Genomic DNA, 19,139 nt, shown 5'->3' with positions numbered 1-19,139 from the left:
GTCAAAAAACCGGGAGGCCCCCAGCAAAGGGCCTCCCGGTTCCTTTATTCTTCCTGGGCCTCCAGCACAGCCCGGACGGTCTGTTCCAATACGCCCATGTCAATAGGCTTTGCCACGTGGGCGTTCATGCCGGCTTCCAGGGCGTCCCGGATATCTTCGGCAAAGGCGTTTGCCGTCATGGCGATAATGGGGATGCGCACTGCCAGGGGATGGCTCATGCCCCGGATTTTCCGGGTGGCATCATAGCCGTTTAAAACCGGCATCTGTACGTCCATCAGGATTAGCTGGTACTGGCCCGGGGCAGAGGCGGCAAATGCCTCTGCCACCAATTGGCCGTTTTCGCAGATATGGCAGGAGGCCCCTGCCATATCCAGCAGCTCACTCAGTATCTCCGCGTTGATTTCATTGTCCTCCGCCACCAGGATGTGCATTCCCTCCAGGATTCCCTTCCCTTCAGGCTCTGCCGGGGCGGGTTCTGTGCCTCCTTTTCCCAGCACCCCTTCCACCTTTTGGCGGAAGCTGGTAAGGAAGAAAGGCTTGGGCAGGAAGGCGTCTATCCCGGCAGCCCGGCCTTCCTCCTCTATCTCAGGCCAGTCGGAGCTGGTAAGCAGCAGGATAGGGGGCTGCGCTGTCTCCTGGCAGATGCGCTGGGCTGTTTCCACGCCGTCCATGCCGGGCATCTTCCAGTCCAGCAGCACAATGTGGAAGGGTTCTCCCGCTTCCTCCGCCTGCTTTACCTGCTCCAGGGCGCTGCGCCCGTCCAGGGCATAGGACACCGCCACGCCGGTGCCCTCCATGGTCATCTGGATATTCTGGCAGATAACCTCCTCGTCGTCTGCTGCCAGCAGCCGGGTAATGTTGTGCTTCTGCCAGAAATCCCGGTCCATGGCCTGCTCGCTGATATGCAGTTCCAAATCTACCGTAAAGGTGGAGCCTTTCCCCTTCTGGCTTTCCACTGAAATTTTACCGCCCATCAGATCCAGCAGGTTCTTGGTGATAGCCATGCCCAGGCCTGTACCCTGGATTTTATTGGTAACGCTGTCCTCCTCCCGGGTGAAGGCGTGGAAAATTTTCTGCTGGTATTCCTCGCTCATGCCGTAGCCGTTGTCCGCCACAATAAACCTGTAATGGGCCAGGTGCTTGGCAAGCTGGGGCAGCTCCTGCACAGTAAGGGTGACGTGCCCGCCGTCCGGGGTGTATTTCACCGCGTTTGACAGAAGGTTCAGGAGAATCTGGTTCAGCCGCAGCTTATCCATAACCACCCGTTCATGCTTCAACTCCCGGCTGTACACCTCAAAGGTATGGCCCTTGGCCTTCATCTGGGGCCGGATAATGGAGTCAATATTCTCAATCAGATCCACCACGCTTTCATCTGAAAGGTTCAGGGTGGTCTTGCCGGCCTCTATCTTGCTGATGTCCAGGATATCGTTAATCAGCCCCAGCAAATGCTGGCTGGAGGCAGTGATTTTCTTGGTGTATTCCAGCACCTTTTCCGGGTTTCCCGCATCCCGGGCCAGGAGGGCGGCAAAGCCCACTATAGCGTTCATAGGCGTGCGGATATCATGGCTCATGTTGGACAGGAAAGAGCTTTTGGCCCGGTTTGCCTCCTCCGCAATCTGGAAGGCCTGCTCTGCCGACTCCTTGGCCCTTTGCAGCATGGTGTTGGATTCCTCCAGCCGCCTGTTCATTTCTTCCTGGCGGCGCAGGTTTTCCTGCTCTCGCTTAAACAGCCGGGCGCTGCTGTGCTGCCGGGCCATAGACACAGCCGCCAGCGCCAGCATAATGAACAGCACCACAATGAGGATAAGCAGCGTGCGCAGCACCATGCCCACCATTTCCACGGTCCCGGAGGCCACAAACTCTGCCGGGATTAAAAAGAGCAGCAGGGTGTCATATGCCGAAAGGGAGGTCAGGCAATAGTAATATTCCTTGCCGTCCATCATGAAATTGGTGCTGACGGCGTCCCGCCCCTGCAGGGCAGCCCGGATATCCGGGATCTTCTGGCCCTCCATCCCCTCCAGCACAGTCAGCACATTGTAGGCCTGGATGGTGTTGCCGTCTGATACCTTGTCGTGCATCCTGGTGCCGTTGCTTTTCAGGATATATGTCTCGTTCCGGCTGCCATAGGCAGCGCTGCTATAGTATTGGGCCAGGGTGTTGACATCCTTAAGCAGGACGGCATGGGTAAAGGCCGGGCCTCCTGCCCCTGTTTCCAGGGGCGCATCCAGCTTTTCCACAAAGGCCCAGTAGCTGCCCTCATAGATGAAGCTGTCAGAGATAAAGGTATACCGTTCCTCCCCGGTGGAAATGCGGTCCAGGTCTGACCACACCCCATGCTTGCCCTCCCGGTCATAGCAGTTGCCCTGGCTGTCCACCAGCATCAGGATGGCGCTGTAGCTCTCCGTTTCCAGCAGCTCCTCCAGCTTGCCCAGGGTTGCCACCGCCTCATCCCCCGCGGCATATTCCCCTTCTTCCAGAAGGTTTACCGCCGCAGTCAGATAAATCCAGTGGGCGTCCAGGGCGTTGTTCAGGTTTATGCGCACCTGATCCGTAATTTCATTGAGCTGGGTAGAGCGCTCCCTGAAAATCTGTTCCTGCAAATACCCGCTGAAATATCCGCCCCCTACCAGCAGGAACAGGATAAGGCCTGCCGCCAGCACAGCCGGCAATACTATATTCTGCTTTGTTTTCATCCATTTCATACCAGCCACGTTCCCTCTGTCATAGTTGTGATAAGCAGCGCAGTCCAAAGGAAACAGGGCGCCTCCTTCAAACGCGTTTGCCTGATATATAATGGGGCCGGGGCCGCACAAAAAAGCCTTTCCTGCACCCCGCGCCGCTCCTTATTTTCTGTTTTCATTCTAGAGCGTGTTCACATAAGTTGAATATGCAGATTTTCGAGGGGATTTAGTGGGGTTCAAGGCAGGAACCGCAAGAAAGGCTGTCGCCTTTCGAGGATTCCTAACACAAGAAGCCCATAAAATAACCCGAAAAGATGCGTGTGATTGCTTTGTGTGTACACGCTCTAGTAGTTGCCTTGGAAAAGCCTTATTCCAGGGTGATATAGTCTGTAGGGGCGCAAAGCTGCCTGCCTTCTGCCAGGAAGCCTGCAATGGCCAGCTTGAAGGTTGTCTCCACCTGGAGGTACTCCTCCACGCCTGCGGCCGCCAGGGCTTCCCGCTGCATCTCATTTTCATCCCCTACCAGGAAAAGCTCGTAAAGGCGCCCCTTATCGAAGGCCTGCCCTTCATCGTAATGCCCCTCCAGCTCCCTGCCCTGTATGGTAAGCTTCCGGAGGGCATAGCCTTTGCCCTCCCGCTTAACCTCCATTTCAAAGCCGCTGGAGACGTACAGGGTGGAGTCGTTGCACACAGAGCCGCGCTTGCCCGGGGTGGTAAGCAGATATTCCACATACCGGTATAGCTGCTCCCCTGTAAGCCGGCAGGAAAAAATGCCCAGGGAGGATTCCCCCATGGTCAGGTATCCCAGCTCTTCCAGGGTGTAGTCCCCAGCGGCTATGTCTCCCGCCACATTGGAAGCCTGCCCGATGAGCAGGTCGGCCCCCAGGATTTCCCGCAGGGAATTGAAAAGTGCCGAAGCCGCCGGGCTGCCCCCCTGGGGGTTAAAAGCATAGGGGTAGGCTGTTTCAATGCGGGCGGCAGGAGGTTCTTCCTCTTTTGGGGCGGACATGGCCTGGTTAAAGGCGTCAAAGGCTGACCGGGCGTCGGGATAATCCCCCTTTATCATGCCCTGCACCACCTGTTGGGAAATGGAAAACATATCGGAAGAGGCAAGGCGGATATACAGCCGGTTCTTGTCGGCGTAGGGCTGTAAATGGGAAAGCCCTTCTGAAAGCGGCAGCTCCACCGATTTGCTGTAGGGGATCATGTTGTGCCCGCCGGCAATGTGCTTTTGCCCCTCCCCGTTCAGCATGGTTTCCAGGATTTCCAGAATCAGCGCCCTGCGCTCCGGGCTTTCCTCTGCCCGGGCGCTGGCGGCAACCTGAAAGGCCGGATATGTCAGATACCAGTTATCCTCCTGGGTATCCCCGAAATAAGGCATCAAAAGAACGTCTCCGGCCTGGCTGTCCCGGATAGCCTCCTCGTTGCCTGTTCCCCGTATCATGGCCGCTTCCCCGTTCCTGAAGGCCTCCAGCACCTGCTGGTGCTCCAGCCCCACATCCGACGGGACAGCCCCGGTGTAGTCCAGGAACTCCTCCATGCGCTGGAAAACAGGAAGCCAGACCTCCTCGCTGAGCCTGCTTGTCTGCCCGCTTTCATAAAGCTGCCGCCATTCCCGCCCCTCCTGGGAGGTAAGCTGGGAAGCGGAAAGCCCCTGCAGCAGCTCCATGCAGGTAAAGTCCGCGCTGTAATTGGACAGGAAAGGCCGCACCCCTTTTTTCCCCAGCGCCCTGCACACCGCCACAAACTCCTCATAGTTTTCCGGAACGGAAAGGCCGTGCTTTTCCAGCAGGGGCCGGTTTATCACAATGCTGTCTACCTCCGCGCAGGTGGGAAGCCAGTTTACCGCCCCGTCGCTGTAAGTATAGCTGCGCAGGTAGGACTGGTGGATGGAGGCGGCAATTTCCGTCCCGCTGAGATCCATCAGGGAATCCCGCCAGCCCTCCACGTCGCTGAGGGAAAAGCGGCGGACAGTCAGGATATCCGGCAGGCTGCCGTTTTCCTCCTTGAAGCGGTAGAAGTCTGTGGAATTTGTAGCCACGTAAAACTCGAAGTCCACTTCCGGAAAGGACTCCTGCAGATACGGCCCATAGCGCTCTGTAAGCTGATCGCTCCAGAAGGCCACCGTCACTTTCTCCTTTTCCCTGCTGCCGCAGCCCGCCAGGGCCGCCAGCAGCAGGCACGCTGCCAGCATAAAAGACAGCCATCTTTTCCCGCACATCTTCCCCACGGCTGCACACTCCTCCCGCAAAGGCGTTTATTTATAGTATAGCACCTTGCGCAAAAAATGGCAACTGGAAAGACGTTTGGGGAGTGTCCAGACAGCGCGTTTTATATCTATAGCGCAAAACTGCGGGACTCCGTCCCATAGGCGTGCACCGTAGATATAAACTGCGTGTTCGGACACTCCCCTGTGGCAGCCATTAGATATTGTAAAATCTTTATGATTGCCAATATATCCCGCTAAGCGCTCTGCGCCTGCCTCCGAGACCAGCCCGCCCAGACCAAATCCCCACAGTGAAGTATACTCACGAAGGATGCCGCTAACGATAAACTCCACCTGGGCCACAGATGGCACGCCAGTGGCACCTCAGGCTCCAGAGCGATTTCATCCGCTCCCTCCGGCATATGGCCCATATCTAAGTGGATGCGCCCCAGGGCCAGCGCCTTCTCGTCTCCCGTGCCGATGTCCACTTCTGCCGATCCCAACTGTACCAAGGTGCCGAAATCTTGTATCAATTCGTTTTGCCCCAATTCCCCTGCCAGATTCCCACCCACTCCCGCGGACAGATAGTATATGAATTCTCCGTAGGCAGCAAAAACGCGCACAACACCAGCACCGAGAATGTCATGGCGAATCGCTTTTTGTTTTCTAAGATGCCCTTGCGGGCAAAAGTGCGTTCCAAAAGCTTTTTCCACACTCTCACTGCATGAAATCGAAAAAACACAGGCAGCCACATTATCATCACGCAATTGCCTGTGCTTCTACTTCGAACCTTAGGGCTTGTTTGAAAAATCGCAAACACCGTCTTTTTGTCCAAAACAGGCGTTTCCTGTGTTGGAAATCCTCGACAGGCGACAGCCTGTCTTGCGGTTTCCGCCTTGAAAACCACCTCGTTTTGTCTTAAAAATCCGGCACTTTCTCTATTTTCAAACAAGCCCTAGTTGTTAAAAATGATACGGAAAAGCGTTAAGAAAGGTAACTGCCTTCAATGAAATCGCCGCACTTATCGCAGCGGTACCAGCCTATTACCTTCCGGTAAAACCCAGCACATCCGCACGGAACTGCGCGCTGTGGCTCAACCGCCGTCTCACAAGACGAACAAAACCCATGGGTATGTTCTTCAGGCTGTGCAGCAGATGCAGCCATTGCCATAAAGCTACCTGCGATAATCACAGAAGCCAAAAACATGGAAACCCTTCTTGATTTCCTGGGCAAAAATATCCGCAAATATAACGATAAATTGCTCATAAATCCGTCAAAGACTGCAATTAAGGCTTTTCTCGGCAAGGTGAGGGACATCATTAAAAGCAATAAATCCACCAAGCAGGAAACGCTTATCCGCAAGCTGAACCCCGTCATTCGCGGCTGGGTATCCTCATCAATGATCTGGTAGGAAAACTGTACCAATATGATTTCCTGCCTGCATTTCGGGCAGTAAAGAGGGTAGTTTTTCAAAATGCTATCCTCTCTAATCCTGTTACGGGTTTTACTGCCGCAGAGAGGACAGCGTATCCATTCTAATTTCATCTTTCCAATACCTCGCTGTTGTTTTGGGACAATAGACTGTTTCTCCTATGTAATTGCTTCACATATATTTACAAAGATTTTTCAATCCTCAATCATTCACGCTCTTGTGAAAACGGTGGTAACGGTGATGATGTCACCGTCAATCTCTGCATAAATCTCGCCATTCATCTTGCGCATGAGCTGCCTGCAAATGTAAAGCCCCAGCCCGTTGCCACCAATGTTTCCTGCATTTGCTCCGCGCCAAAAGCTCTCGAAAATATGCGTCAAATCGTCCTTCTCAAGCGTACAACCGCCGTTCATGATTGCAATTTGGACGCATTCGTCGTCCTTGGGGAAAATCAATTCCACACGTCTGCCACCGCCGTATTTGAGAGCATTTTCAATAATGTTTTGCATCACTTCAACGCTCCTGCTCAAATCTCCCGATAGAAGGCAGTTTTTATATTTCCCGATAATAAAATCTGTTTTGATAAGCGCCAGTTTTTCCTTGTAATATCCCGCAACTTTTTCAACGAGTTCCGAAAGATAAAACTCGCCCATATTCACTTCAAGGCTGAAGAAATCTTCTCTTGAAGCCGATTCCAAAAGCCAGTTATTCAATGCGCGCTCCCGTTCTCTCATCTGAGTAGAACAGTCGCTTAAATCGTACTCTCCCTTTATGTTCCCGTCAACAATGTACATGACCCTTGTGCATTTTGCCGCAACCTTAACATCGTGGGTAACGAGCATAATCGTTGTTCCCTCGGAATTTAATTTTACAAGTTCCTCCATTACCTCGTCGGATGAAGTGCGGTTCAAAGCCCCTGTCGGCTCGTCGGCAAAAATCATTTTCGGATTGTTTATCATACTGCGGCAAATGCACGCCCGCTGAAGCTGGCCGCCCGAAACCTCGTTGATGTCATTGTCGGCAATGTCGATAATGCCGAGCCTGCGCATGAAGTCCTGGCCGCGCCGCGCCGTTTCCCTGCGGGGTTCACGCTGCTTTTTGGATTGCGTTGCGGGAAGTATGATATTATCCAGTATGGTGAGGTTTTTCAGCATATACATTTGCTGAAAGATAAAACCCATTTCGTCAAGGCGCAGGTCTGCAAGTTCTCTTTCACCTATCCCTGCGATATTTTTCCCACAGAAACTCACTTCTCCTGCGGTAAAATTATCCATGCCCGAAACTGCGTACAGCAGCGTGGATTTTCCAGAGCCTGACGGACCCATAACGGCAACCATTTCTCCCTCGCCAATTTTGAAATTTACATTTTTCAGTACATTATTCTGCCGCTTGTTTACGATATACGTTTTGCAAAGGTCTTTTACTTCGAGAATATTCATAATTGCTTCTTCCTTTCATTATTCAATGTTTGCCGTATCAGAGGATTTGATTTTTCTTGTGTACAGAGCGGTCAAAAACGCGCTTACGGCTGTGGCGGTAAGGACGATAACGGGGAATACTGCGTATATCTCCACAGGGTTTTGCATATATTCTACGCCCATTTCAAGACCCATTGTTCCGAAAATTGGGTCGAAGCAAAGCTTTGTAAAGGGCATACCAAAAAGTTCCGCAAGAAGTACAGCCGCCGCTGCCGAAATGAAAAATCTTAACGTGTGCTGTCCGTATATTTTGGCATTCCTCACGCCTATGGCTTTCATGAGGGCAATCTCCGCCTGCTCCTTTGCGATAAAGGAACGCTCCATAAGCACGGTTATAAGCGCAGCTAAAATTACCGTAAGGACGGCGGACATTTTTTTCACAGCGTCTATGGCGCCGCCGACCCCGGTGGTGTCCTTTACGGTTTCGCCCGCTGTTTTAACGCTTGAAAACTTAGGATAAAGTTCCTTAATCTTTTCAATTCTCCTTAATACTTCCTTATCGTCGGGGCCGTCGGTAAATTTTATCTGTGTACCGGGGGAGCCGCTTGCTGCGATATAGTTTATATCGCAGTCGGTATGAACCCTTACGGATATGCCCTGATTGACCATTGACTGATACAGAGCGGTTATGATGAACTCCGCCGTTTCACCTGTTGGGTAGGACAAGGTAACGGTATCGCCTATTTCCGCACCCAGCTTTTTTGCCAAAAGAGTTGTCACTGCAATTTCGTTGCTGTTTTGGGGAGGAGTACCCTCTATATATTCGTACATATCCATTGCTGTGCCCGTACCTTGAAGTATAGCTGTCTTGCTTTCATATTCGCCGTGTCCTATCATCGAATAAATGTAATATTCCGTCATACATTCCGCGGGCATACCGTTTTCCGCAAGGGTCTGCTCCATGTCCTCAAGATATTTTTCAACCTTTTCATGTCCGTCCTCGGTCATAAACTTCATAGCTTCATCGCCGATGTCCGTAACGGCGTGGCAGTCCGCCTCCCCAAAATATTTCAGCAGCTTTCCGCTTTTAAGAGACGCCGTGGCATTGGAGAGTATTATCAGCAGAGACATACACAGAAAAAATGTAAGGATGATGACAGCGTAGCGTTTAGGACTGCTTACAATATCGTTTGCGGCAAGGAAAACCGTCGTGCCAAGCCGCGATTTTCCAAGGCTCATAACGCTCTTTTTGCGGAAGCGTTCTCCCGTCTGCCCGTTTCTAACAGCATCGATAGGGGACATTTTGCTTACCCTGCCCGTGCAGCCGAGACAGAACAGGAGAATGATAGCCGTTACCAAAACTGCGCAGATAACGTTGACAAAAACGGTATTTCCTTCATTGATAATAATCGAATTTGTTGACAAGCTCATAAGCATTTTGCCAAACGGATAGCTGAACGCTAAACCAATTGCCGCGCCAATAGCGGAAATGGCGAAGTATTTTGTAAGGTACAGCCCTCGGATTTTTATGTTCCGTATACCTATTGCTTTCATAACACCTATCTCGCGAAATTCCTCGGAGAGAGTAAAAGATATGGTGAATCGCAGCACCGCAAAGGATATGATTATAAGAATAAGGCTCACCACAAGGACAAAACCCGTGATTATCATATCAAAAATATAGGATTGATTCAGTGTATCTGCGTCACATTCAAATGTAAAACTGTCCGATATATCCGCTATCTGAGACAGGGTCTTGTCAAGGTCGGCGGTGTGTATGTATAAGAATTTTCCGCCATACACATTTTTTATCGTCTCGTCGGACATATATTCGTCAAATTCCTCGCCGTTAATGATAAACCTTTTAATGCCTATCAATTCCGTGCCGCAGACAGCGTCCCTGAAACTGCCCGCAAAGGTAAACTCACGACTTACGCCCTCTATTTCGACAGTAATTTTGTCGCCTGCCTTAAGTCCCATGTTTTCCTCTATGTAACGGGCAACGTAAATTTCTCCTTTTGGTACGCTTTTAAGAATACTTTCATCGTCCAAAAAATAATTCATCCCCATATCTCTGTCGCTCTGTAATACTAATATTTGATTGACGTTGGAATCGTCAAGCGGCTCGCCGAACCGCGTAATATTGGACTGGGACATACGGATAAACTCCTCAATACGGAACTCGTCTATCGCGGAGGCGTTTTCAAGTGTCCCGCAAATGTCCTTGTCCGAGGATTTGTTTTCGCTCAATACCCAGTAATCTGGCACGTCCGCCATTTCAAAATAGCTGTCCAGCGCGGTTGTCACCGTGATGATATTGCTCACGCCTGAGGACATGAACATCGATGCGAGTATAATAAATACCAGCAGTATCACGTTCATCGCCTTTTTGCGTTTAAGGTCTTTTTTCAGTATTTGTAAATACATTTCTGCTGCTCCTTTCGCTTTGTGATTCGATTGTAGCATAGAAGTTATTAAATAATCCTTAAATCGGTTTGCGGAAATCAAATTTTTAGCGTGATGACGAAAGTCAAGATTCCCTCTGTCAGCTGAACATATAATCTGCTGACTTTATAGAAATTGCTTTCTTGACTATAAAGAGAGCCGACAAACTGTGGTTTCGCACAAGTCTGTCGGCTCTGCGTCTGTGCTTCTGGCTCTTTAGATAATATATTGGAAGTTATCCCTGCCTTTTTATCAGCCGATGCTTGAATGCTCTAATCCTTGCGCCATAACGGCTTGAATATAGCAAACCCACGAAAAGCATCCCAACTGCAAACCCCTGTACAATATCCAGCCCTGTCATAACTGTTGGATTATCATAAAGGCTTGTGTCTTTAATAATAATATATACTAATATTAAAAATAATGCGATTCCATTACATATGCGTACACGCTTATTGTAGCGTTCCGCTTCTGTATTTGTATAATCCGCTGCCTGCAATAAAGTTTCTTTCATTTCTTTATCCATATCCCCACTTTTCCTTTCTCCATTTAGGATTTCCCGCAGGTCAACTTCATAATAATCTGATAGTTCAATCAAGATATCTAAGTCCGGCATATTGTGGCCATTCTCCCAACGGGATATTGTTCTGTTTGATACATTAAATTTTTCTGCAATCTGTTCTTGGGTAAGTCCTTTTTGCTTACGGAGTTCTTTTAAGAATTTTCCGATTTTTTCTTGGTTTATGCTTTTCCTCCTTTCAGAAAAATCCTATCAAAACTGCCTGATAAAAAACAGGACACAAAGCGGGAAATGCCTTATTTTATTACCCGACAAGGTATGTCTACCAATTCCGATTTTTCAGTTCTACAAACTGGAATTCTGATAAGACACTTTTTATAGCATTTATTAACTGTTATATCTTATCTTCAAAAAGTCCGCAAACCCTTGAAAACACTAAATTTATAGCAAGTGAGTTTGCCCTTAGACTTTCCCTTGTGTTATATCCTTTTCCCTCATGTTACGAACTCTCATAAGGGCAAAAATAAGGGAAAGAAAAACCTGTAACAAATTATAACATGAAATGAACAGGACAGGAAGAACTGATTGGAATGCTTTCACAAATTTCTCCAAAACACAGGCAAGAAAGGGCTGATAAGATATGAGATTTATTTATGCAACGTATAATGTGCTCCATAACTGTATTGATGTAACAACTTTTGACGGATATGTTTTACGGATAGACTGCGGAAAAGCGGAAGAAGGATTGAAAACAACGCCATGTTCCGAATGTGCCTTAAATGCTTTGGCAATAGATAATCCTCTTGAATATGCAACACTATACCTTGATGGTTGTATGCAGGCACGGGTATATGCGGAAGATTCATTAGAATTGTGGTAACATATTTTTCTTTGTATAGAGAACTGGTCAAAATATAAACCAGTTCTCTCTTTATTTGTAAAAAAGAATGTTATAATTTCATTAATCCAAATACAATCAAAGGAATGCTTATGAAAAATCACATCCTAGAACTATACCATTCTTGGTTCATTATTTGTATATTTCTTCATGTCATAAGCACATAATAATTTCCGATAATCTGTACTTCGTTTATTGGGAAAGGCACGCAAATAATCTTCTACACTTGCCATTTCCATATTTCCGTTTACTATCGAACAAATTATTTCGATAATTTTATATGTTTGAGAAATAGCTTTATCTCCAATCACTTCCTGTGGTGTAGCATGTGTACCGCAGCATATTTCTGGCGCATTTTTTATTATATTCTCAATTTTGTCGTTTTGCCGTTCCTTCAAGGCATCCACCTCAGTAATTTCCCCACATATTTCTGAAAAAGCAAATATAGGAAAATACTGAGTGCTTTGAATCTTCTGTTTATTGATTAATTTTAATAATTGAGCATTTGATTCTTCTATAATTTGAAAATAATTAACCATCATTTCTGATATAGTTTGAAATTCATATTTAATAGTATTTTTTGAACCAACGACTAATACCTTATCTGAATTTTTTAAATTATCCAAATCCTCTGTAATGGAAACTTTTATATTACCACCCGAATAGATTTCACGAACAACACTTTGCACTTTTCTGATATCCATTGCCGAAACAGGCAGAACCAAATTCGCTACCGCTTGATAAAGCGCCACGAAATTATCTGTTTTTAATTTATTGATTCGTATTGTCGGAAACCCCTCTATATCTATATCATGCTCTACAACTTCTGTATTATCCAACCCTTCTTCATACTCTATCAAAAGAAAATTATCTCTTATCTTTTTTGATTCTTCTGAGTTATAATCGACATACGAAAATATAGTCCTTAATATATCTTTTATATTTTTATCCCCAATGTTGTAGCCGACAAAAATAATAGGGTTATGTATAAATAAAGATAATAATTGCGCCCGTATCAATTCATATCTTTCATCAAATTTATTGTAATCATCTTCTGTAATTATAATTTTATCAGGAGAAGATACGCAACCATGAATTTTATATACCGAGCCGTAGGGATTGCTAAGTAAAATATCATTTCAAATTAAGGGATTAAACGAAAATATATCTTCTATCATTTTATCATAATTTGTTGTTATAATAGAACCTATATTTTTCCTTGCTTTTTTCAACTCAGCTATTTCAGCAAGTACGCAATCCTTAATTTCTGTGTTACTAAGCAAATCAGAAATATACAATTTGAATCGACTTATATTAATACCTTTCTTCATGTTTTTATAAAATAAATCATTAATACGTTCAAATTTCCCATTCCTGTTTTTTTGCAAATAGTCATTGAAATCTTTTTCTAAATCAGTAGCTACCTTTTCATAAGCACAATACTGACCTTTCATATATTTAGCCTTTATATCTAAATAATATTCCTCATTCGGATTAAACTCCAAAGCTATGTTCTTTAGCAAATTCTCCCAACTATAAGAATTTGTCAAATACCGCAAACTTAATCCAGTACCAATAAACATAACTGGATGATTTTTATAATTAGCAATAAATTCTTCTATATCCATCTTATACATCTCCAAGTTCAGTTTTTAATCGTGATATGAGATTCTCCCTATTCTTTTTCTTCAGCTCGCACTCCCAAATCCGTATAACAGTCCACCCGCGTTGTTCAAACAACACCGTAATTTCCTTATCATGTTTCATATTGCGTTCTCGCTTTTTTGTCCAATAATCAGCATTATCAGAAGGGCGGGTATTCCTGCAATCATGCCCATGCCAAAAGCAACCATCGACAAATATTGCAATCTTTTTATCAAGGAAAACAAAATCAGGGTGCCCCTTTACTGGATAATTGCGTTTCCAACCCACTATATTGTTTTCCTTAAAAAGCTGTATCAGCTTTAATTCCGTAGATTTATTATTTTTTGAGCGTACCTTACTCATAATTTCAGAGCGTTTTCTTTCGTCAAAAACATCCGCCATACTTATCACCTATGCTCTTATCCCATTTTGAACAATATAAATGTAATAAAGCGTTAATGCCCTTTTAATTTGAGACCGAACAGACGTAGATAATTCAATATATTCATCTGTTTGTTGTAAAGTGCAATAATAAAAATCATTAGGCGCGCCTTCCAATGGACAAATTCTATCCGCCCGCCGAATTCTTGACAATGTATCGCTTGCCGTTCTCGGCGTGAAATTTTGAACGTCTATAAGCCAATCAACAAAAGGTTCTTTATTTACCTCAATTTTTTGTTCCGATTTTATATAATCTTTTAGTTTTAAAGCGACATATTCCGCCAACTTTACGGGAACGGCATTCCCTATCATCTGCTCCATTTCAGTTTTATTCCCACACCATTTGAACGTAGCGGGAAAAGTTTGAATCAAAGAGCGTTCAAGCGTTGTCAACGCTCTAATTTTATCTGAAACAGGACAGGCGTCGTTCGGATGACCGGGATAACCTTTCGGCACAGGACGATTAACTCCTCTCATTGTTGGAGCGGGTTCGTCAATAGAAAAAACCGCCCGACGATTATAATTTCTTGGATGCCGATAATAGTATTCAAAATCAAGAGTATCGCCAAAATAATCTCTCAGAGTAGTTGATTTTTTACTAACTCCACTTTTAAGAATATCCTGCATAAAATTATCTGCTTGCCCCAATGCTCCTATACAAAAAAATCTCTTTCTCTTTTGAGGAACTCCACATTTACTAGCGTCTAATACCATTTGCGTTAGTCCATATCCTGCTTTTTTTAAATTTTTTTTTGCATTTTCAAATGCGGTGCTTTTTTCTGCCCTGTCTACATTCTCCATAACAAAGTATTTCGGGCGTACCTTATCAATAATTTGCGCATACGATTCTGTCAAACTTGCCCGTGAAGCCTCAATACGTTTTCCTGCATGTGAAAAATCTTGACAAGGCGGCCCCCCTATAATCACCTCTGGAGCAAACGTCTTTATTTGTTCAACCGCATTATTCACATCCGACAAATCAACGCAAAAAACAGGGTGATTAAAATTCTTTCTATAACATTCTACAGCTACATCCCAAAACTCAAACGCTGCAACAATATTAAATCCCGCATTTTGGAATCCTAGAGACATTCCCCCGCATCCCGCAAATAAATCTACTATTTTCATCCTAATCCTCCACTTGAAATCCATCGCAAAAAACATTATAATAAGAATGGATTTTATTTGCTTTTTAGTATATCGTAAAATTTCTTTGACGTCAAGCATTTGACGTCAACGTTCAAAATATATTTTTAAGGAGTACATAACTATGTCAAATGGATTGTATGGAATATTCAATTCCAATAGAACAGTGAACGACCATTGGGGCAAAAACTGTTTTAATTCGAGTTTTCCCACCTCAACCGCTTGCTATATGTTAGACAAAAATATTAAAGCTATATATATCACACTTGATGTTAGCGACAATAAACTCATTATCCAGCCAAGTGAAATTTCTCTTAATGAAGTATTTAACTGTGGAAATAAGACATCCCGTGATTTATATTTCTGCTTTGAATCCGTATATGCGCCTTATCAACAATTTTCTTTTGATGCGATTGACGGTATTGATTTGGTTGTAAAAGATATGGATGGTAATTATCTTTCTCCTTTAGAAGTCAAATTAACGGTAATTCCCACTTCGCAAACAAGCGTATTGCCAGAAGAAAAATGGGGTTCGGAAATTGTTGTACGTTCTGCCACTACCTCTTATTGCGCTTTAGGTATGTTCGATTCAGTAAGAAGTTTTTCAAAAGACATTCGCGAAATATTTGAAACCGCTTGTTCTTCTATCCAAATGTGGGATAATGATTACGAGATGACGCATAAAATGCCTTCTTTATGCAAAGCCATTGACGACTTCCAATTAGCTTACTATACATATCAAAAACCGTTGCTAATGCAAACATTATGGAAAACACAGGGACAATCCCCCATTTTAACCGACCAAGCTTTCGATATAGTAATATGGAGCGATTATGCGTTTTCCCGATTATTTCTTGATAATTCCGCCCTTCCCGCTGAAACTATGAGACGTGGAATGAGGGCTTCCGCAAGATTGGCAAGATGCTTATGGGAGCTAAGCAAATCTGGAAAAATAAGAGTGGTTGACATTTATCGTCAAATGGCATTTGGCAATCAAACAGACAAAGAATTTGCCATTGGCGGCTCCCTTTGGCGAAAATATGTGACTACCGACCGAATACAAAATCTTGCCTTAAATAAAAATATCGTACATGAAATCATTGAACCGGGATATATTGACCGTCTCATGCCCGAACGCAGATTTGACCAAACGTTATACTTTACTATGAGGGAGAAAAATTAGAAATCAGAGCCGACACAATGCTATTTATAGGCTTGTGTATCTGCAAAGTGCAGAAACAAATTTCTCTGTCTTCTGTAATTTGTCATCAGTTGTTCTAGTTACAGGACAAAATAAGACTTGCATTCAAAGCAAACGAATTTAAATAATGATATACACAAAAGGACATTTTCACAGAATGAAAGCGTCCTTTTGCGTAATGCAAGATTTTAGGTTTTTATCTGCAGCGTTATAACTGTCCAGTTTAATACATCTGATTCCGGCTCGTTTTTACACCCATGAGCTGTACCTGCTTTTCGACAGCCTCCACATTCTGCGCCAACTGCTCTATTGTGCCTGTGCGGTTTTCAGGCTTGATTTCCGGCTGTATCAGTTCCTTTGGGTATTCCTGCCTTGTGTGGATATCCATATAGGATTTCAAACGATAACAGTACCCCTCATTCCTATAATCTTCAAACACAGGGGAAACTTCACCCTTTGAAGTCTGCCACCGCATAAGGCGTGGAAACCAGCACAGTCCGTCCACGATGATTTCCTTGAAAGAATTGAGCAGCTCCCCAAGTGCGGTAAACAATCCCCGAAAGCTGTTTCCTGCCTCAATATCCGAACCACGCTCCACATGGTTCGCAAATTCCTCAATCAGCGGCGCAAAGGGAAGATATGACTGTATAAACTGCTTTATCTTTTGAAGTGCTTTCAGAAAGATATTGGAACTTTCAATCTCCCCGTCCAATTCGTCCAATACCCTCTGCGTAGTGGACTTTTTATGGTTCAGAACGAGAATGTCAGCCTCCAGTCCTATTTTATCCGTTGATAGTTTTTCAATCTTTTCTTCCTCTTTTGCAACTTTGTATTCCGCAACCGTCAGGTCATGGTTTTTTCCCTTTTTCTTTTCCTTTACTTCCTGTTGGAAGATAGCTTTCATATAGTGGTTGGCGTCTGCCCGCATTTTATCCTGCAAAACTTCCGACAGGACTTGGGGCGTGAATACGGACCGCTTTGACACTTTTGTTGGCAAGCCACGCTTAAACCCTCTCCCTACTGGAACACCTACAACGTGCATATGCGGGCTTGCCTCATCAAAATGGACTACCGCATTTGCAATCTTAAAATCCGGCAGATACTCCTGCAGTTTCAAAAGGAGCTGCTTATAGACCTGTTTCATAAATATTTTGTCCCCGCTGTTCTGCTCCCAGAATTTTTTATCCCCGCATTGTATGATGACTTCCACCGCCATATCCTGTTCCGTTTCGGACACATGTTCAAAATAATCGCCAATCCGTCTTTCCGGTCTTGTCTGCTTTGCATTGTATTCATGCAGGGCAGCGTCAAACTCTCTACGGTAAACATTTTTCACGTCCTGCATGAGATTGGTTGTCCCATAAAGAAGCGTGATGTTATCCCTACTGTAATCCTGCGAATGATACTTCCTCAGATTGTGTTTTGCAACTCCGGCGAGTTTTGCTTTGCTGTTGATTGCACTTTTCTTGTTGCTGATATGGTTGCTGAAAGAGATTTCTCCCATGTCCTTCCTCCCTGATTTCGTGTTAAAGCAGTGCGGTTATCATCTTGGCTCCGCCATAGATGATAACCCCCTAGCAGTATTGTCAAAGTCAATGTTCCATTGCCTTCGCCAATACTGCGGGGGCTCTCCGAGGGTATCCAGTGAAATGTGCTTTCAGCATATTGGAAACAGTTTTCCGGCTGTTCAATGCTTATTTTATTGGCAATCCTTTTATTTCTGCCCGTCCCTGTTATCCTTATTTGTACCCAATATACGGGTTATGCTGAATTGCATTTCTGCTGTTGCCGGCGGTCAACTGATTTTCTTCAAAATGATTGCACTTTTTAAGTTCATTTTTTATGGAACCTATATCACAGTTTTTTCAGTGAACTTACTTTTTAAGTTCATTCTTCAAAAGTGACTGCATTTTTTGAGTTCATTTTCCAAAAATGATTGCATTTTTTAAGTTCACTGCCACCATGCGCCTGCCTTTTATACAGCCGATTTTCTTGTTACTGCTTTGACATTGCCCTTGTCCCTCAAATCCCTTCCCTCATTGACAGTCATAAACATTTCCAGAATGTCCTTTTTGATAAGTACCTTTCTCCCCACTTTCAATACAGGGAGCTTATTCCACTCTACCAGTTTCCTTAGTGTGTTCCGACCAACACCCGTGTAGTCTGCCGCCTCCTCAATCGAAAGGGCAATCTTCATTTCTGTCATTCATTCTCCTCCTCTTAAATTGCAATATGCAATTTTTATAGTATGCTTACTATACATCATTTATATTTCCTTGTCAAGCGTTATGTTATTTTAAAAATTATTTTTAACTTGCATATTGCAATAATGGTTTTGATATGGTATACTCTAACCATACCGATAAAGGAGGAAAACCAACATGAAAGACAAAGAGCTGCGCAAGGTAATCGGCATCAGGGCAAAACAGCGTAGATTGGAATTAGGCGTCAACCAGCCTTATGTTGCTGAAAAAATGGGCGTTACCGCATCCACCATTCAGAGGTACGAGGCAGGAACGATTGACAACACTAAGAAACTTGTCCTTGATGGTCTGGCAGACGCACTCCATGTTTCCGTAGAATGGCTGAAAGGCGAAACGGAGGAATATGAATCTGACATTACGGATAAAAAGGAAATGTTAATCCGTGACGCCATGTCCTCCATTCTTTCAAAGCTGCCCTATGACATGGAAACTTCCGAATCAGACTTTTCAAAAGACCTGTTGCTGCTGATGTTGCAGGAATATGAGCTGTTTGTGGAATCGTTCCGCCTTGCGTGCAGGAAGTTTAAGGGCAACAAGGAAAGCGCACAGCTTGCAAAAACAATGGGATTTGAATCGGACAGGGAATATAATGAAATCATGTTCCTGCGGGAGATTACCCACACTGTAAATGCCCTTAATGATATGGGCGATATAGTGAGGCTCTACTCCAAAAACCCTGACGCCGCCGCTGCAAGGCTTTCCGGTCTTTTATCAGGGGAAGATTCCGATTCGGTATAGCGGGACAGCAGATTTTATGCTATCCTTATTTTCAGAAAGCATTCCATCAGTTCCGACTGCCATATCTGTTCAATGACTACATACGCTTAAAATGCGTTCATTGAA

General features: G+C 45.0%; 16 protein-coding genes and 1 pseudogene. 3 read left to right on the top strand and 14 right to left on the bottom strand.

All coding sequences use genetic code 11. From position 1 onward, the window contains the following. Positions 1 to 44: 44 nt before the first annotated feature. The 8 genes and pseudogenes from VSQ30_RS01815 to VSQ30_RS01775 form a co-directional block, all read right to left on the bottom strand. Positions 45 to 2,750, bottom strand: a complete 2,706-nt coding sequence (locus VSQ30_RS01815) for a hybrid sensor histidine kinase/response regulator (RefSeq protein ID WP_334461574.1) — start codon at positions 2,748 to 2,750, stop codon at positions 45 to 47. A 298-nt stretch (positions 2,751 to 3,048) separates the two neighbouring features. Then, positions 3,049 to 4,902 carry an ABC transporter substrate-binding protein gene (locus VSQ30_RS01810; RefSeq protein WP_334464768.1) on the bottom strand — a complete coding sequence of 618 codons (1,854 nt, stop codon included), beginning with the start codon at positions 4,900 to 4,902 and terminating at the stop codon, positions 3,049 to 3,051. 242 nt (positions 4,903 to 5,144) lie between these two features. Continuing rightward, the gene (locus tag VSQ30_RS01805) at positions 5,145 to 5,654 is read right to left on the bottom strand and encodes a hypothetical protein (RefSeq protein WP_334461572.1); all 510 of its coding nucleotides are present in this window, start codon (positions 5,652 to 5,654) and stop codon (positions 5,145 to 5,147) included. 217 nt (positions 5,655 to 5,871) lie between these two features. Further along, positions 5,872 to 6,432, bottom strand: a complete 561-nt coding sequence (locus VSQ30_RS20730; protein ID WP_502876166.1) for a cysteine-rich KTR domain-containing protein — start codon at positions 6,430 to 6,432, stop codon at positions 5,872 to 5,874. A 96-nt stretch (positions 6,433 to 6,528) separates the two neighbouring features. Continuing rightward, a complete protein-coding gene (locus VSQ30_RS01790; RefSeq protein WP_334464766.1) occupies positions 6,529 to 6,972 on the bottom strand; it encodes an ATP-binding protein in 444 nt (147 codons plus the stop codon). A gap of 39 nt (positions 6,973 to 7,011) precedes the next feature. Further along, positions 7,012 to 7,758, bottom strand: a pseudogene (locus tag VSQ30_RS01785) (ABC transporter ATP-binding protein); the annotation flags it as partial. Between the two features lie 18 nt (positions 7,759 to 7,776). Then, positions 7,777 to 10,164, bottom strand: coding sequence for an ABC transporter permease (locus tag VSQ30_RS01780; RefSeq protein ID WP_334461570.1), 2,388 nt, complete (start codon positions 10,162 to 10,164; stop codon positions 7,777 to 7,779). A 253-nt stretch (positions 10,165 to 10,417) separates the two neighbouring features. Continuing rightward, a complete protein-coding gene (locus tag VSQ30_RS01775) occupies positions 10,418 to 10,912 on the bottom strand; it encodes a helix-turn-helix domain-containing protein (RefSeq protein ID WP_334464764.1) in 495 nt (164 codons plus the stop codon). A 430-nt stretch (positions 10,913 to 11,342) separates the two neighbouring features. Between VSQ30_RS01775 and VSQ30_RS01770 the strand changes: the two genes are divergently transcribed. After that, the gene (locus VSQ30_RS01770; RefSeq protein WP_334461567.1) at positions 11,343 to 11,582 is read left to right on the top strand and encodes a DUF6061 family protein; all 240 of its coding nucleotides are present in this window, start codon (positions 11,343 to 11,345) and stop codon (positions 11,580 to 11,582) included. Positions 11,583 to 11,713: 131 nt separating this feature from the next. Here the strand turns inward: VSQ30_RS01770 and VSQ30_RS01765 are convergent, their stop codons facing one another. Genes VSQ30_RS01765 through VSQ30_RS01750 form a run of 4 tightly spaced genes read right to left on the bottom strand, consistent with a single transcriptional unit; the run spans position 11,714 to position 14,813 of the window. Further along, positions 11,714 to 12,697 (bottom strand): SIR2 family protein, encoded by a 984-nt coding sequence (locus VSQ30_RS01765; RefSeq protein ID WP_334464763.1) that lies wholly within the window; start codon positions 12,695 to 12,697, stop codon positions 11,714 to 11,716. Positions 12,698 to 12,739: 42 nt separating this feature from the next. Next, entirely contained in the window at positions 12,740 to 13,228 is a 489-nt protein-coding gene (locus VSQ30_RS01760; RefSeq protein WP_334461565.1) for an SIR2 family protein, read from the bottom strand. Between the two features lies 1 nt (position 13,229). Beyond that, the gene (locus tag VSQ30_RS01755) at positions 13,230 to 13,646 is read right to left on the bottom strand and encodes a very short patch repair endonuclease (protein WP_334461563.1); all 417 of its coding nucleotides are present in this window, start codon (positions 13,644 to 13,646) and stop codon (positions 13,230 to 13,232) included. Between the two features lie 9 nt (positions 13,647 to 13,655). Then, a complete protein-coding gene (locus tag VSQ30_RS01750; protein WP_334461562.1) occupies positions 13,656 to 14,813 on the bottom strand; it encodes a DNA cytosine methyltransferase in 1,158 nt (385 codons plus the stop codon). A gap of 142 nt (positions 14,814 to 14,955) precedes the next feature. Here VSQ30_RS01750 and VSQ30_RS01745 point away from each other — a divergent pair, with 142 nt between their 5' ends. Next, complete coding sequence (locus VSQ30_RS01745) at positions 14,956 to 16,014, top strand: HindVP family restriction endonuclease (RefSeq protein ID WP_334461561.1); 1,059 nt, start codon at positions 14,956 to 14,958, stop codon at positions 16,012 to 16,014. A 241-nt stretch (positions 16,015 to 16,255) separates the two neighbouring features. Here the strand turns inward: VSQ30_RS01745 and VSQ30_RS01740 are convergent, their stop codons facing one another. Both VSQ30_RS01740 and VSQ30_RS01735 read right to left on the bottom strand, forming a co-directional pair. Beyond that, positions 16,256 to 17,536: a plasmid recombination protein gene (locus tag VSQ30_RS01740; RefSeq protein WP_334461559.1), complete on the bottom strand. Its 1,281-nt coding sequence runs from the start codon at positions 17,534 to 17,536 to the stop codon at positions 16,256 to 16,258. Positions 17,537 to 18,007: 471 nt separating this feature from the next. Next, the gene (locus tag VSQ30_RS01735) at positions 18,008 to 18,238 is read right to left on the bottom strand and encodes an excisionase family DNA-binding protein (protein ID WP_120424497.1); all 231 of its coding nucleotides are present in this window, start codon (positions 18,236 to 18,238) and stop codon (positions 18,008 to 18,010) included. Positions 18,239 to 18,413: 175 nt separating this feature from the next. Here VSQ30_RS01735 and VSQ30_RS01730 point away from each other — a divergent pair, with 175 nt between their 5' ends. Then, positions 18,414 to 19,034 (top strand): helix-turn-helix domain-containing protein, encoded by a 621-nt coding sequence (locus tag VSQ30_RS01730; RefSeq protein WP_334461557.1) that lies wholly within the window; start codon positions 18,414 to 18,416, stop codon positions 19,032 to 19,034. Positions 19,035 to 19,139: the final 105 nt, after the last annotated feature.

It is taken from the genome of Acutalibacter sp. JLR.KK004 (assembly GCF_036941085.1).
In the GTDB taxonomy this organism is placed as follows: Bacteria; Bacillota; Clostridia; order Oscillospirales; family Acutalibacteraceae; genus Acutalibacter.
Note: the sequence above shows the minus strand (reverse complement) of the source record. Positions and strands in the feature narration are given on the sequence as shown.

Coding starts and splice junctions, on each gene's coding strand:
- VSQ30_RS01810 (WP_334464768.1), bottom strand. CDS start 4,902: ATGTGCGGGAAAAGATGGCTGTCTTTTATGCTGGCAGCGTGCCTGCTG.
- VSQ30_RS01745 (WP_334461561.1), top strand. CDS start 14,956: ATGTCAAATGGATTGTATGGAATATTCAATTCCAATAGAACAGTGAAC.
- VSQ30_RS01740 (WP_334461559.1), bottom strand. CDS start 17,536: ATGGGAGAAATCTCTTTCAGCAACCATATCAGCAACAAGAAAAGTGCA.
- VSQ30_RS20730 (WP_502876166.1), bottom strand. CDS start 6,432: ATGAAATTAGAATGGATACGCTGTCCTCTCTGCGGCAGTAAAACCCGT.
- VSQ30_RS01770 (WP_334461567.1), top strand. CDS start 11,343: ATGAGATTTATTTATGCAACGTATAATGTGCTCCATAACTGTATTGAT.
- VSQ30_RS01780 (WP_334461570.1), bottom strand. CDS start 10,164: ATGTATTTACAAATACTGAAAAAAGACCTTAAACGCAAAAAGGCGATG.
- VSQ30_RS01760 (WP_334461565.1), bottom strand. CDS start 13,228: ATGGATATAGAAGAATTTATTGCTAATTATAAAAATCATCCAGTTATG.
- VSQ30_RS01730 (WP_334461557.1), top strand. CDS start 18,414: ATGAAAGACAAAGAGCTGCGCAAGGTAATCGGCATCAGGGCAAAACAG.
- VSQ30_RS01755 (WP_334461563.1), bottom strand. CDS start 13,646: ATGGCGGATGTTTTTGACGAAAGAAAACGCTCTGAAATTATGAGTAAG.
- VSQ30_RS01790 (WP_334464766.1), bottom strand. CDS start 6,972: ATGGGCGAGTTTTATCTTTCGGAACTCGTTGAAAAAGTTGCGGGATAT.
- VSQ30_RS01750 (WP_334461562.1), bottom strand. CDS start 14,813: ATGAAAATAGTAGATTTATTTGCGGGATGCGGGGGAATGTCTCTAGGA.
- VSQ30_RS01735 (WP_120424497.1), bottom strand. CDS start 18,238: ATGACAGAAATGAAGATTGCCCTTTCGATTGAGGAGGCGGCAGACTAC.